The organism is Foliimonas ilicis, from assembly GCF_039939195.1.
Taxonomy (GTDB): domain Bacteria; phylum Pseudomonadota; class Alphaproteobacteria; order Rhizobiales; family Rhizobiaceae; genus Foliimonas; species Foliimonas ilicis.
Window position 1 is genome coordinate 172504 of sequence record NZ_JBDUUH010000002.1, and the last position, 14323, is coordinate 186826.

General features: G+C 59.0%; 15 protein-coding genes. 3 read left to right on the forward strand and 12 right to left on the reverse strand.

The window, feature by feature from the left end:
- Positions 1 to 34 precede the first annotated feature (34 nt).
- The gene (locus tag ABFT80_RS06345) at positions 35 to 175 is read left to right on the forward strand and encodes a DUF1127 domain-containing protein (protein WP_347971034.1); all 141 of its coding nucleotides are present in this window, start codon (positions 35 to 37) and stop codon (positions 173 to 175) included.
- A gap of 204 nt (positions 176 to 379) precedes the next feature.
- The gene (trmFO, locus tag ABFT80_RS06350; RefSeq protein ID WP_347971035.1) at positions 380 to 1792 is read left to right on the forward strand and encodes a methylenetetrahydrofolate--tRNA-(uracil(54)-C(5))-methyltransferase (FADH(2)-oxidizing) TrmFO; all 1413 of its coding nucleotides are present in this window, start codon (positions 380 to 382) and stop codon (positions 1790 to 1792) included.
- Here the strand turns inward: trmFO and ABFT80_RS06355 are convergent, their stop codons facing one another.
- From ABFT80_RS06355 to yajC, 4 genes are all read right to left on the reverse strand, one after another.
- Positions 1793 to 2644, reverse strand: a complete 852-nt coding sequence (locus ABFT80_RS06355) for a phytoene/squalene synthase family protein (RefSeq protein ID WP_347971036.1) — start codon at positions 2642 to 2644, stop codon at positions 1793 to 1795.
- A 1-nt stretch (position 2645) separates the two neighbouring features.
- A complete protein-coding gene (locus ABFT80_RS06360) occupies positions 2646 to 3035 on the reverse strand; it encodes an Mth938-like domain-containing protein (protein ID WP_347971037.1) in 390 nt (129 codons plus the stop codon).
- A 3-nt stretch (positions 3036 to 3038) separates the two neighbouring features.
- Entirely contained in the window at positions 3039 to 5579 is a 2541-nt protein-coding gene (gene secD, locus ABFT80_RS06365) for a protein translocase subunit SecD (RefSeq protein ID WP_347971038.1), read from the reverse strand.
- A 242-nt stretch (positions 5580 to 5821) separates the two neighbouring features.
- Positions 5822 to 6133, reverse strand: a complete 312-nt coding sequence (gene yajC, locus ABFT80_RS06370; protein ID WP_347971039.1) for a preprotein translocase subunit YajC — start codon at positions 6131 to 6133, stop codon at positions 5822 to 5824.
- Between the two features lie 168 nt (positions 6134 to 6301).
- Here yajC and ABFT80_RS06375 point away from each other — a divergent pair, with 168 nt between their 5' ends.
- Entirely contained in the window at positions 6302 to 7177 is an 876-nt protein-coding gene (locus tag ABFT80_RS06375; protein WP_347971040.1) for an ATP-binding protein, read from the forward strand.
- A gap of 126 nt (positions 7178 to 7303) precedes the next feature.
- Here the strand turns inward: ABFT80_RS06375 and ABFT80_RS06380 are convergent, their stop codons facing one another.
- From ABFT80_RS06380 to ABFT80_RS06415, 8 genes are all read right to left on the reverse strand, one after another.
- Positions 7304 to 8437: a peptidoglycan DD-metalloendopeptidase family protein gene (locus ABFT80_RS06380; protein ID WP_455189896.1), complete on the reverse strand. Its 1134-nt coding sequence runs from the start codon at positions 8435 to 8437 to the stop codon at positions 7304 to 7306.
- A 226-nt stretch (positions 8438 to 8663) separates the two neighbouring features.
- Positions 8664 to 9317, reverse strand: a complete 654-nt coding sequence (locus ABFT80_RS06385; protein ID WP_347971042.1) for a protein-L-isoaspartate(D-aspartate) O-methyltransferase — start codon at positions 9315 to 9317, stop codon at positions 8664 to 8666.
- Positions 9314 to 10072: a 5'/3'-nucleotidase SurE gene (gene surE / locus ABFT80_RS06390; RefSeq protein WP_347971043.1), complete on the reverse strand. Its 759-nt coding sequence runs from the start codon at positions 10070 to 10072 to the stop codon at positions 9314 to 9316. Before surE ends, ABFT80_RS06385 begins: the two co-directional genes overlap by 4 nt.
- A gap of 3 nt (positions 10073 to 10075) precedes the next feature.
- Positions 10076 to 11374, reverse strand: coding sequence for a serine--tRNA ligase (serS, locus tag ABFT80_RS06395; protein WP_347971044.1), 1299 nt, complete (start codon positions 11372 to 11374; stop codon positions 10076 to 10078).
- 78 nt (positions 11375 to 11452) lie between these two features.
- Complete coding sequence (gene tatC, locus ABFT80_RS06400) at positions 11453 to 12268, reverse strand: twin-arginine translocase subunit TatC (protein WP_347971386.1); 816 nt, start codon at positions 12266 to 12268, stop codon at positions 11453 to 11455.
- 41 nt (positions 12269 to 12309) lie between these two features.
- Positions 12310 to 12900, reverse strand: coding sequence for a Sec-independent protein translocase protein TatB (gene tatB / locus ABFT80_RS06405; protein ID WP_347971045.1), 591 nt, complete (start codon positions 12898 to 12900; stop codon positions 12310 to 12312).
- 31 nt (positions 12901 to 12931) lie between these two features.
- Positions 12932 to 13156 carry a twin-arginine translocase TatA/TatE family subunit gene (locus ABFT80_RS06410; protein ID WP_347971046.1) on the reverse strand — a complete coding sequence of 75 codons (225 nt, stop codon included), beginning with the start codon at positions 13154 to 13156 and terminating at the stop codon, positions 12932 to 12934.
- Between the two features lie 36 nt (positions 13157 to 13192).
- A complete protein-coding gene (locus ABFT80_RS06415) occupies positions 13193 to 14302 on the reverse strand; it encodes an ABC transporter ATP-binding protein (protein ID WP_347971387.1) in 1110 nt (369 codons plus the stop codon).
- Positions 14303 to 14323: the final 21 nt, after the last annotated feature.

The following is a 14323-nucleotide window of genomic DNA, read 5'->3' on the forward strand; positions in this document are numbered from 1 at the left end:
AATAAATGATCCTAGTGAAGAAACGAGAACAATCATGAACCTGATCCGCAACTACCGCAACTGGCGCCGCTACCGTGAAACCGTCTCGGAGCTGAGCCGCCTTTCGAACCGCGAACTCACCGATCTCGGCATCAGCCGCAGCGACATTCCTTTCGTCGCTCGCAAGTCGGTCTAAAAAGGAATTTCGTCGAGGCCTACCTCCTCCCAGGCCTTGATGGATACGACCAGCTTTCACCTCCTCCCGATTGCTGGTCGCTCAAAACGACACCCGCCGAACCTCCTCCCTCGGCGGGTGTTGTTGTATCTGGGGTCCAGCTAGGACCAATCGGACGTCTTTCTCCCGATTGCATTGTGCCGAACATCGGCTTATTTCCCCCTCATGACAAAAACTTTGCACATTATCGGCGGCGGTTTGGCCGGGTCCGAGGCCGCATGGCAGGCAGCGCAGGCAGGCGTGTCCGTCGTGCTTCATGAAATGCGCCCGGTGCGCGGCACCGATGCCCACAAGACCGACAGTCTTGCCGAGCTCGTCTGCTCCAATTCCTTCCGCTCCGACGATGCTCAAAACAACGCCGTTGGCCTGCTTCATGCAGAAATGCGCCTTGCAGGCTCGTTGATCATGAGTGCAGGCGATGCCAATCAGGTGCCTGCCGGCGGTGCGCTGGCGGTGGATCGCGATGGATTCGCAGAAGCCGTGACTGCCCGCATCGAAGCGCATCCGTTGATCGAGATCAGCCGCGAGGAAGTCGCAGGCCTGCCGCCGCAGGATTGGGACCAGACGATCATCGCCACCGGCCCTTTGACTGCACCTGCTTTGGCAGAGGCAATCGCTGCCGAAACCGGCGCCGACGCACTGGCTTTCTTCGACGCGATTGCTCCGATCATCCATTTCGATACGATCGACATGGACACTTGCTGGTTCCAGTCGCGCTACGACAAGGTCGGTCCCGGCGGGACGGGCAAGGACTACATCAACTGCCCGATGGACAAGGAGCAGTATTTCGCATTCGTCCAGGCGCTGATCGACGGCGGCAAGACCGAATTCAAGCAATGGGAAGGCACGCCCTATTTCGATGGCTGCCTGCCGATCGAGATCATGGCCGAGCGCGGCGTCGAGACGCTGCGGCACGGCCCGATGAAGCCGATGGGCCTGACCAACGCGCACAAGCCCGATGAAAAGGCCTATGCGGTCGTCCAGCTACGTCAGGACAATGCGCTCGGCACGCTCTACAACATGGTCGGCTTCCAGACGAAGCTGAAACATGGCGAGCAGGTTCGCATTTTCCGCATGATTCCCGGCCTCGAAAACGCGGATTTCGCACGTCTCGGCGGTCTGCACCGCAATACCTACATCAATTCACCGACACTTCTTGACCCAACCCTGCAACTGAAAAGCCGTCCGGGCTTGCGCTTTGCGGGCCAGATCACTGGCTGCGAAGGCTATGTCGAATCCGCTGCAATCGGGCTTCTGGCCGGACGCTTCGCCGCTGCGGAGCTGTTGGGCCATGCGCTTGAACTGCCGCCGGTAACGACGGGCTTCGGCGCATTGCTGAACCACATCACCGGCGGGCATATCGTTTCGGATGATGAACCCGGAAAACGCTCTTTCCAGCCGATGAATGTCAATTTCGGCCTGTTTCCGCCTGTGGAAATTCAAAAACCCGAAGGCAAACGCTTTCGTGGTAAGGAAAAAACGATCGCAAAGCGCCAGGCTATCACTGGTCGTGCCTTGGCAGATTGCCGCGAGTGGCTGGGATTGGCTCCCGCTGAAGAAGTACAGGCCGCCGAATAATCAGGCGGCCCAGCCGCGCGTTGCGCGGCGAAAAAGCAGCCATTGTTTTCGCCATTGCGAAACCTGCCCGAGCTTTCCTAGCAGCAGGTCGCGCGGGTGTTTTTCCACCTCTGCCAATACAGATTTTGTCAGCGCCAGCGGCAGAAATGCCGGGCGCAAACTTTCCGGCAATTGGCTGGCGCGGCTTTCGAAGGCGACGAGATGCTCGCGGGCAAGCGCCGTCATCGCTGACACGGCACCCAAGGCAGACGGCGAATCCTTGCTCTCCAGAAACTCCTCGGGCGTCGTGCCTGCGGCCGCCAGAAGATCGCGTGGGATGAAACATTGCCCGCGTGCGCGATGGATTGGCAAAAGCGTTAGGATTCCCGTCATCGCCTGCGCGCAACCGGCGTGGCCTGCCGCCTCGGCGGAACCGGCCGCAGCGGCAGGATCGAGCACAAGCGCGCTTAGCTGGATGATCGCGCCTGCCGTTTCGCCACAATAACCTTCGAGATCGGTTCGAGACGGCATCGGATCATCGTAAAGATCGAAAATGCGCGCTTCGAGATAGTCGAGAAACGCCTGCTTCGGCAGGCCATATTCGCGAATAGCGGATAAAAGCTGCTCGGCAACGGGATGCCCCGAAGCGTCATCATCCGCGCCCGCCTCGATCACATCGCGCCACCATTGCAGGCGTACTTCGCCGGGCAGCGCCTCGCGGATGCGATCGCGCACGCTGGCGATCTCCGCATTGAAGGCATAGAGCGCCAGAAGCGCGCCGCGCTTGCCTTCGGGCGCATAAAGCGTCGTCAGATAGCGGTCGCGATCAGTGGAACGTACGTTTTCCAGAACGATGTCGGCGTTGTTCTTCACGTCAGTCCACAACGATTAGTGCTGCGGCAGCGGCGCGCTCTTCGGCAAGCAGCACATTGTAAGTGCGCACAGCCGCTCCGGTGGACATCGGATCGGCGGAAATGCCCGCATTGCGGAACGCTTCGCGAAGGGCTGCGGGAAGCGGTCGCAGATCATTTCCGGTTCCGACCAGAAGAATCTCGACGGATGCGCTTTCCGCCAGAAGCAGCGCGAAATCCTCGACACTCAGCCGCGCTGGATCGGCAGGCGTCCAGCCATGTATCCCCGAAGGCAGGCAAAGGATCGAGCCGCGATGCGACATATCGGCAAAGCGGAACCCGCCATTGCCATAGGCTTCAATGGGGGCGCGGCCCGGAAAATGGGCGTCGCGAACAAGAATTCCCTTCGTCATGAACTAACTGCCCACTGAGGGCGCAAATTTCGGCGCCGCCCTGCCAATATCGGTCCCGTCTGGCCGCAACTTGAACAGGATCAAGAGCGGGCCAGCGACGAAGATCGAGGAATAGGTGGCAAACAGCACGCCGAAGATCATGGCGAAGGCGAACGGGCTGATCAGGCTTCCGCCGAACACGTAAAGCGCGCCGAGCGCCAGCAGCGTCGTGATCCCGGTAAGCAGCGTTCGCGAGAGAGTCTGGTTCATGGACATATTGAGCAACTGCCTTATCGGCATACGCGGATGCAAGCGTAAATTCTCGCGCACCCGGTCATAAACGACAATCGTATCGTTGATGGAGTAGCCGACGATGACCATGATCGCCGCTATGCTCGTCAAATTGAACTCGATCCCGGTCAGCACATAGAAACCGACCATGACGATCACGTCATGCAGCGTCGTGAAGACTGCGCCCAGACCGAACTGCCATTTGAAGCGCATCCAGACATAAAGCAGCATGGCTGCAAGTGCTGCCAGAATTCCGCTCGCGGCCGAACGCGCCAGTTCATTCGAAACCGTCGGGCCGACGATCTCGACACGCTGGAAATCGTATTCCTGGCCGAATTCCAGACGCAGCTTGTCGACCGCCGACTGTTCCGCATTGTCGCCGCCCTGCTGCGCGGCGATCCGAACCTGTAGAACCTTCTGCGATAGCGGTTGAAGCTCGACCTCGCCGAGATTCAACTCCGACACGCGTTCGCTGACGTCGTTCACATCAGCATTTTCCGCATTGGCCTGCATTTCGATGATCGAGCCGCCGCTAAAATCGATGCCGTAATTCAAATCCTTCGTCAGGAATAGCACCGCGGTTCCGATGGAAAGAATGGCCGACAGTGTGAAGGCATATTTGCGCAATCCCATGAATGGGATTCTGGTGTCTTCCGGCACCAGCTTCATGATGCCATGCGGCATTTCCGTCGGGCGCGTTTTGCGCAACCAGACCGAAACCAGCCAGCGCGTCAGAGTGAAGGCTGTGAACAGCGTCGTGACGATACCGAGCGCCACCGTGACGGCAAAACCGCGCACTGCGCCTGAGCCGAGATAGAAAAGGATGGCGGCGGCAATGAAGGTGGTGATGTTGGCGTCGAAAACCGTCGAAACAGCGCGCGAAAAGCCCGCATCGATGGATTGGACGAGCGATTTTCCGAGCCGTCGCTCCTCCTTGATACGCTCATAGATGATGACGTTCGAATCGACCGCCATGCCCATCGTCAGGATGATGCCGGCAATGCCGGGCAGAGTGAGCGGCGAGCCCAGGAACGAAAGTGCTGCGATGATAAGCACGACATTCGCGACCAGCGCCAGATTGGCGATGACGCCGAGCCAACCGTAGCTCAGTATCATGAACGCGACGACCAGAGCGCCGGCAATCAAGGCAGCGAGATAGCTGGAATCCTTTGCGGCGGAGCCGAGGCTTGGAGCGACGGAACGTTCCTCGACGATCGTAAGGTCGGCGGGCAAAGCGCCTGCACGCAGCAGCACGGCCAGATCGTTGGCGCTTTCAGCGTCGAGATCGCCAGCCACCTGCCCGGTTCCGGCGACGATCGGTTCGCGGATATTCGGTGCGGAAATAACCGCCCCATCCAGCATCATAACGAACTGGCGACCGACATTTTCCGTCGTCATCTGCCCGAATGCCGCCGTTCCTTCTGCATCGAAGCGGAAGGCGACTGCAGGCGATGGGCCGCTATAGGTCGGCTGTGCATCGACAAGGTTGGCACCAGACACCCAGACGCGGTCCTTGACCAGATAGAGCGTGGGCGGATCGTCGGCGGTCGAAACGATGCTCGAACCGGCAGGCGGTGCCGTATCCAGCGCCTGTTGCACCGGCATGCTGTCATCGACCATCTGGAAGGTCAGATTGCCGGTCTGGCCGAGAATATCCTTGAGACGCTGCGAATCCGGCAGACCGGGAACCTGCACGAGAATCCGGCCATCGCCGCGTTGCTCGATGATCGGGTTGACGCTGCCCAGTTCCAGCACACGGCGTGAAAGCACGTCGACGGATTGCTGGACGGCGATTTCACGCCGATAGGCGATGCCGTCATTGGTCAGCGTATAGCGAAAGAGGTTCGGTTCAGGCGTTTCGAGACGCAACTCTTCGACAGTGCTGTTGCCGAAGAAACCCGTCGCAATCGGTTGCAAAAGCGGCGCCAATGCTGCCTTCGCGGCATCGACCTGCCCCGGATCGTTGATACGGAGCTGAACGCTTCGATCCTGATTCGAAAGACCGGAATAGGCAATATTGGCGGCGCGCAGCAGTGTGCGTATCTGATTGCGCTCGGCATCGAGCCGCTGCTCGATCAAGCCTTCGCGTTCGACCGAAAGCAGAATGTGCGATCCGCCAAGCAGATCGAGGCCCAGCACCATGGGGCTTTTCGGCAGCCAGTCGGGCAAGGATTGGCGCGCCAATGGCGAAAGCAGGTTCGGCGCGGCAAACAGTGCGCCCACCACAACGACGAGCCAGATCAGGATCGTTTTCCAGCGCGAGAAATAAAGCATCGTGCCCCTCAGGCTCCACGCACTGTCAGCGGCAAGGCAATCAACGACCGCGGAACAATCCGCCGTCCCTGCCCTTCAGCGCCGCTTCAGCATCGAATCAACGCGCAATCTTACTATCGAAACGCCTGCACTTCGATATGGGCGGCGTAACGACGAAAAAAGGCAGTAAAAACAAATGATCCCGAAACGCAGGGCGTTCCGGGATCAAAGAAATTCAGACTTTGGAAAAGTCTTAGAGACCGTTAGCTCTTGGCGTTCTGGTTCGCGACCGGTTCACCCTTCACGCGCACATCCGAAATCGTCGAACGCAGTGCCGTAACCTTGGTGCCGCCGCCGAGATCGATTTCGAGTTCGTTTTCATCAACCTTCGTCACCTTGCCGATAAAACCGCCGCCGGTGATGACGGTGTCGCCGCGACGAACCGCAGCAAGCATTTCGCCGCGCTTCTTGAGCTGCTGGCGCTGCGGGCGGATGATGAGGAAGTACATGATGACGAAAATCAGCACGAAAGGCAGAATGCTGATGAAGATGTCTGGGGTGCCGCCTGCGGACATTTAAAGCTCCTGAAAACGTGAGGAGCGCGCTCCCCGTAAAAGTTGGCCGGAATATAATCGCTAAAGTGCCTATTGCAACAACAGTTCTCCCTGTTGTGCCGCCTTTTCCGCCCTTAATGAGCGTGTTAATGCCCCACGAGCCGAGTTAATGCGAAAGAACTTCATAGAATGACCGACAACGCCATTGAAATACTCGCTCAAAAGCTGGACAGGCTTATCGAATCCATAGAGCGCATCGCACCTGCACCGAAGGTCGCGACGGATCTGAATGCGGCGGATTGCTTCGTGTGGTCGGCTGAAAATTTCGCGCTCGATCCGGTGCTTCGCGTCAACCGCGTGGATATCGGCCTGATCCGCGGCGTCGATCATGTCCGCGATATTCTTCAGGACAATACACAGCGCTTCGCTTCCGGCCTTCCAGCCAACAACGTTCTTCTATGGGGCGCGCGCGGCATGGGGAAATCATCGCTGGTGAAGGCCGTTCACGCGACGATCAATGCCGACAAGGACCGCGAGAGCAAACTCAAGCTCATAGAAATCCACCGCGAGGACATCGATACGCTGCCGCGCCTCATGTCATTGGTGAAGGCAGCGCCATTCCGCTTCATCCTTTTCTGCGACGATCTTTCCTTCGATCACGACGACACGTCCTATAAATCGCTGAAGGCAGCACTTGAAGGCGGCGTCGAGGGTCGCCCTGACAACGTGATTTTCTACGCAACGTCGAACCGCAGGCATCTTCTGCCGCGCGACATGATCGACAATGAGCGCTCGACCGCGATCAATCCTTCGGAAGCGGTGGAAGAAAAGGTTTCGCTGTCCGACCGTTTCGGCCTGTGGCTCGGTTTCCACAAATGCTCGCAGGACGAATATCTCGACATGGTGGAAGGTTATGTGCGCTACCACGATCTGAAGATCGACCCGGAAAGCCTGCGCGCGCAGGCGCTGGAATGGTCAACGACGCGCGGCGGCCGCTCTGGCCGCGTCGCCTTCCAGTTCATTCAGGAACTGGCAGGCAGCCTTGGCAAAAAGCTCAAGGACTAGATCTTTTTGTTGAAGAGCCCGCCCCTTTTCAGGGACGGGCACGGAAGACGGGCAGGACTGGAGGTCAGGCGGCCCGCAATCGTTCCTTGTTGGCCTTCAGGCCAAGCGAGAGCGGCGAGGCGCAGACTACTGAAGGTAACCGGTCGGATCGACCGGGGACGAATTCTTGCGGACTTCGAAGTGCAGCTTGGGCGAGTCGGTCGAACCGCTCATGCCCGAAAGTGCGATTTCCTGTCCGCGCTTCACCGTATCGCCACGCGAAACCTTGAGCGAGCTTGCATGACCGTAGACGGTCACGAGGCCATCTTCGTGGCGCACGAGAACGGTGTTGCCGAACTCTTTCAGGCCATCGCCAGCGTAGATCACGACGCCGTTTTCTGCCGAGCGGACCGAGGTGCCTTCAGGAACGGCGATGTCGATGCCATCGCTAGTCTTTCCGCCACCGGCGCCGAATTTCGAAATCACACGACCGCGGACTGGCCAGCGCATCTTGCCGATGCCGGTGGCATCCGGTGCTTCTTCCTGAGACAGGGATGCCTGCTGGATGACTTTTTCAGACTGCTTCGGCGGCGTGTAACCTTGCGTCGGCGCTGCCTGAGCAGGCTGCTGCGGTGCAGCCGGCTGTTGGGGCTGCGGAGCGGCAGCGACGACCGGCTGAGCGGCAGGCTTTGGTGCGGCCGGAGCAGCACTTGCCACGACCTGCGACCCGGCACCCGGCACGACCAGCGTCTGGCCGATGCGGATATTGCCGTCCTGCATATTGTTTGCGGACTTCAAAGTATCGACGCTGACACCCGTGTTGCGGGAAATCTTCGAAAGCGTATCGCCGGGCTGGACCTTGTAACCACCGCCTGCGGTACCGGCAGATGCCTGACTGCTCGGAGCCGTCGGCTTGGGCGCGGCTGGCAGCACACCGAGATTCTGTGCAGGAGCACCTCGTCCCGGCGCGGTATTGGTCGAATTGTTCTGGGCTGGCGCCAGAGCGGGCGCTGCCTGCACAGGTGCGGCAGCGACGTTCTGCTGGCCGAATGTCTCATTGCCCTGGGGAGCGCTGTACCGCGGGCTGCTGCTAAGCGGCGCGAGAGATGGAGCCGCCTGCTGGGACGCACCGCCGACCGGCGGAAGGCTTCCGCGAGAAACCGTACCCGATGCGGGCGCGGCAGCAACATCGCCGGGGAATGGCTGGCTCTGCACCGACGCGGGAGGCTGGCTCGACGTCGAAGCGGTGAAAAGGTCATCGGAGCTGTTGAAGCGAGACATCTGCCCGCTGCAACCTGCTGCGGTTCCGGCCAGCAGGAAAATTGCTGCACCACGCACCAGAGTCCGCTTTGTTGTCCTCAAATCATTTAAGTGCATTGCAACTACCCGCGTACTCGATAACAAACTAGTTATGATTAAATCGCGTTAATCTTACTGCACGGTTAAGGAACGGGCCGGATCTGACGCTTTTCGCAGGAAATTGCCTAAAATTCGCGAAAACCGACGCTTAAATTGCAGCAGCGACGCTCTTGGCAATGGGCTGCAAACGCACGATGCCGATATCCTCGCGCTCGAATCGGCTGCCGGTCTTCGTAAGCTTTGCAACGGCTTGCTCGCCCTCATCCGGGCCGATCGGCGCGACCATGACGCCGCCGCTCGATAACTGATCGACGAAACCGCGCGGCAGGCTGTCGAACGAAGCCCAGACAACTATACGGTCGAAAGGCCCCTCGCTTGCCAGTCCGTTCGAACCGTCTGCCTGACGGGCGAAAACATTGGTGATGCCGAGCGCTTCAAATCGCTGTTTGGCCTGATCGGTGAGTGTCTTGAAACGCTCGATGGTGACAACGCGGGCTGCGAGGCGCCCCATGACGGCTGCAGTGTAGCCAGAGCCGGTGCCTATTTCGAGAACGCGGTGGCCCGATTCGATGCCGAGTGCTGCAATGATCGCTGCCTGCAAATCCGTGCCTTCGATCGCCTCGCCGCATTCGATGGGCAGCATGCGATCCGACCACGCCAGCGACTGCCATTGGGCTGGCAGGAACGCACGGCGCGGGGTCGCCTCGAAAGCCTCGATCAGATCTTTGGGAACGATGCCGCGTCCGCGCAGCCGCAACATGAAGGCGGCAAAGCCTTCACGATCTTCCGCATTGCCATTCATGCAAGCGCCTTGGTCAATTGATCGCGCAATTCATGCGCCGTGAGATCGAGCTTGAGCGGCGTCACCGAAACGCAATTGTTGCGGACCGCGTAAAGATCGGTCCCCTCACGGTATTCGGCCTTTTCGCGCGTGAAGCGCAGCCAGAAATATGGAAAGCCGCGACCATCGACGCGCTCGTCGAGGTTCAGGCCATGCGCAAGTTTGCCCTGGCTGGTGACGACCGTTTTGGTGACTTCCTGCGGTTCGCAATTCGGGAAATTGACGTTCAGGAAAACACCTTCCGGCAGATCGAGCTTCAAGAGCCTGCCGAGAATCGCAGGCGCTAACGCTTCGACCGTGCCCCAGTTTACGAGGCGTCCGTCCGGGCTTGTATTGTAAGCCTGGCTGAGCGCGATGGAGCGGATGCCGAGAAGCGTGCCTTCCATCGCACCGGCCACGGTTCCCGAATAGGTCACGTCGTCGGCGACATTCGAACCGGCATTCACGCCGGAGAGAATGAGATCCGGCGGTCCGGGCAGCACTTTGCGAACCCCCATGATGACGCAATCGGTGGGCGTTCCGCGAACCGCGAAGTGACGGTCATCGAGCTTTCGCAGGCGCAGCGGCTCCGAAAGAGACAGCGAATGCGCAAAGCCGGATTGATCCGTTTCAGGCGCGACGACCCAGACATCGTCCGAAATCGTTCTTGCGATACGCTCCAGCGAGGCCAGGCCCTCAGCGTGGATACCGTCATCATTGGTAAGCAGAATTCGCATTCATCAACGTCCAATTCGTTCCAGACCACCCATGTAAGGGCGAAGGGCTTCAGGAATTGTTACGCTGCCGTCCTCGTTCTGATAATTTTCGAGAACTGCGATCAGTGCACGGCCGACTGCCGTGCCCGAACCGTTGAGCGTGTGTACGAAGCGCGTCGAGCGATCGAGCTTCGAGCGGTAACGTGCATCCATGCGGCGCGCCTGAAAATCACCGCAGGTCGAGCAGGACGAAATCTCGCGATAGGCCTTCTGCCCCGGCAGCCAGACTTCGATGTCATATGTCTTGCGCGCGCCAAAACCCATATCGCCCGTGCAAAGGGCGACCGTGCGGAAGGGAAGTTCGAGCTTCTTCAACACCGCTTCGGCGCATGCAGTCATGCGCTCATGCTCCTCGATCGAGGAGTCGGCATCGGTGATCGACACGAGTTCGACCTTGTAGAACTGATGCTGGCGCAGCATGCCGCGCGTGTCGCGACCGGCAGACCCCGCCTCCGAGCGGAAGCACGGCGTCAGCGCGGTAAAGCGCAGGGGCAGCTTTTCGTGATCCAGAATTTCTTCGCGAACAAGATTGGTTAGCGGGACTTCTGCTGTCGGGATAAGGCCAAGCCGTCCGCCTGAATGCGGCGTGAAGAACAGATCTTCCTCGAATTTCGGAAGCTGGCCGGTGCCGAACAATGCATCGTCGCGAACCAGCAGCGGCGGCTGAACTTCGGTATAGCCATGCTCTGTCGCGTGCAGATCGAGCATGAACTGGCCGAGCGCACGGTCGAGACGCGCGAGTTGCCCTTTCAATATCGTGAAGCGCGAGCCGGAAAGCTTTGCGGCACGCTCGAAATCCATGAGGCCAAGTGCTTCACCGATCTCGAAATGCTCCTTGGCCCAATTCGGCGTCGCAGCGTTTCCGACCTTGCGGACTTCGACATTGTCGCTCTCGTCGGCGCCAACGGGAACATCGTCCAGCGGAATGTTGGGAAGAACTGCCAGCGCCAGCGCCAGCGTCTCATCGAGTTCACGCTCGCGCGCCTCGCCATTCTGGATGAAGCTCTTGATGTCGGCAACTTCGAGCTTGAGCCGGTTGGCTAGTTCCGAATCCCCGGAACGCATCGCGTTTCCGATTTCCTTGGACGCGGCGTTGCGGCGCTCCTGCTTGATCTGGAGTTCGCCCAGATGAGCGCGACGCTCCTCGTCCTTCAACAGCAGATCATCGACGGAAGCCTGCGCGGCATGTTCCGGCTGGCCGCGCTTTACCAGCGCATCAACGAGGTTTTTCGGGTTCTCGCGAATCCATTTTATATCGAGCATTTCAAAAAATCCGGACGGGCATTGTTTCGTAATGTCCGCTACGGATGCAAAACGCTATCGGCGCCAGTCAGGCAAAGCTCAGCTTTCGAGAGGAGACGATTCGGAAGTCTTTTCGGCTTTTTCTGCCTCGGCTTCTTCCTTTTCGCGCGCCACTCTTTCCTGTTCGCGTTTCCGTTCGATCATCCGGGCGGACCAGATTGAAATCTCGTAAAGAAGGATGGTCGGAAGGGCAAGGCCGATCTGGCTGATCGGGTCCGGCGGGGTGAGAACCGCAGCCACCACAAAGGCAGATACGATCGCCCATTTGCGCTTGTCGGCAAGACCTTGCGCGGACACCAGACCGACACGCGCCATCAGCGTCGTCACCACCGGAAGCTGGAACACCAGGCCGAAGGAGAAGATCAGCGTCATGATGAGGCTGAGATATTCCGAAACTTTCGGCAGCAGCGAAATCTGGACTTCGCCATCCGCGCCCGATTGCTGCATGGCGAGGAAGAACCACATCACCATCGGCGTGAAGAAGAAATAGACCAGTGCAGCGCCGAGCAGGAAGAGCAGCGGCGAGGCAATCAGGAACGGCAGAAACGCTCCGCGCTCGTTCTTGTAGAGGCCCGGCGCGATGAATTTGTAGATCTGCGTGGCGATCAGCGGGAATGCGATGACAATGCCACCGAACATTGCGAGCTTGATCTGCGTGAAGAAGAATTCCTGCGGGGCCGTGTAGATCAACTCAACCTTGTGGCTGGCCAATCCCGCCCATGCGGTTGCCCATTTGAAAGGGATGACCAGCAGGTTGAAAAGCTGCTTTGCGAAGAAGAAGCAGACCAGAAACGCAATGAAGAAGCCGCCGATCGACCAGATAAGGCGTCTGCGAAGCTCGATAAGATGCTCCATAAGCGGAGCAGATGACTTGTCGATTTCGTCCTGATCGGCACTCACTTCGCAGGCCCTGACTTTTCTTTGGCCTTGGCCGGAGCCTTGGCTGCTGTCTTTTTGGCAGGTTTAGCGGCTGCGGGAGCTTTCGCCGTGGCTGCCGGCTTGGCAGCAGCTTTCGGCTTTGCGCTCGAAGCCTTTGCGGCTGAAGCAGCCTTTGGCTTAGGCTTTGCAGCACTTGCAATAACCGGCGCAGCCGTGGCGCCGGGCAGATCCGCGCTGCCGTTCTTTAACGGTTCGGCGGCATGGACTTCCGGGTTGGCAGCCTGAGCTGCAGTGTCTGGCTTCGGCTTCAACGCCGCGTCGAGGCCGGAGCGCACGTCGGATGCCGCCTTTTCGAACGGGTTGATGTGCTTCTTGATCTCGTTCGCCGGATTAAGGCCGCGCAGCTCGTCGATGGATTTCTTCACATCGTCGAGTTCGGCTTCCTTGAGCGCGTCGTTGAACTGCTTCTGGAAATCACCGGCCATGCCGCGCAGCTTCGTGGTCATCTTGCCGATGGTACGAAGCATTTTCGGCAAGTCCTTCGGCCCCACGACCACGATCATTACGATCGCGATCACGAGCATCTCGCTCCATCCGATTTCGAACATGTTTTACAACCCGGCCCTTTGTGGAATCAGATCAGCTCTTGCTGGCCTTTTCCTTAGCCGCGTCCACCGTCTCGTCCGAGCGATGTTCGACCGTTTTTGCATTGTCTGCCGTCTCGTCTTCGTCAGACATGCCTTTTTTGAAGCTCTTGATGCCCTTGGCCATGTCGCCCATCAGTTCCGGGATCTTGCCGCGCCCGAAGAGCAACAGAACGACCACCAAGACGATGAGCCAATGCCAGATTGAGAACGAACCCATATCAAACTCTCTTTCAAACCGTTTCCTAGATTTGATCTATTCTTTTTCTTGTTCGGTTTCAAACACAAGTACGTCAGACTTTCGCAATGAAAGCCAGACATCGCGTATGCCTGGGGACAATGAGCCGCAGCGTATGCGCGCACGCACGGTAGCGTCGGTGCCGGGAATGGCAAATTCGAGCAGTTCCACGACGCCCAGATATCGCCTCGACAAGATTCGAGCTTCGATATCGCCTTGCATGTCGCTCGCGTCAAACCCGGTCAAGCGAACCGCAACGCTTACATTCGAGCCTTCCCGCGCGCCTTGTGCATCGACAGGGCCAAGCGGCGTTTGCGCCATACCGCCCTTCACCGAGCCGTTGAATACATTCAGCTCGGAAAAGAAGCCCGCGACGAACAGGTTTTTCGGGTGAAGATAAAGATCCTCCGCACGTCCGACCTGTATCAGCTTCCCGTCTTTCAGAAGGGCGATCCGGTCGCCCATCCTCATTGCCTCTTCGGCATCATGGGTAACGACTATGGCGGTCGCGCGGCTTTGGCGCAAAATCGCCAGCGTTTCGGCCCGCACCGAATCCTTCAGGCGCGAATCAAGACCGGAAAAGGGTTCGTCCATCAAAAGCACGGCAGGACGCGGCGCCAGCGCCCGCGCCAATGCCACGCGCTGCTGCTCGCCGCCTGACAGAACATGCGGATAAGAGCCCGCATAATGTTCCAGCCCGACCCGCGAAAGCGCGATAAGCGCCTCGCGCTGCGCCTCTTCCTTGGAGAGCGCGGTCAGCCCGAAAGAGACATTCTGCAGGATCGTCATATGCGGAAAGAGCGCGAAATCCTGAAAAACCAGCCCGATCGAGCGCTTTTCCGGCGGCAAAAACACCGATGGCCCGGCAATTTCACGCTCATTGAGCATGACTTTTCCGGTTTTCTGGCTCTCGATACCGGCGGCGATACGTAGCAGCGTCGTCTTGCCTGAACCGGATGGCCCCAGAAGGCAAAGCACCTCACCCGGTTCCGCGGCCAGCGATACGTCGCGCAGCGTTTCCGCATCGGGGCCGAAGGAATGCGTGATGTTTTCGAACGAAAGGCGCGCGGCAAAGGTCACGCCTGCCGTGACGCGGGAAGAAGCTTCCGCCTTTTTACCTGATGCCACCCTACTCACCACACATAGTTC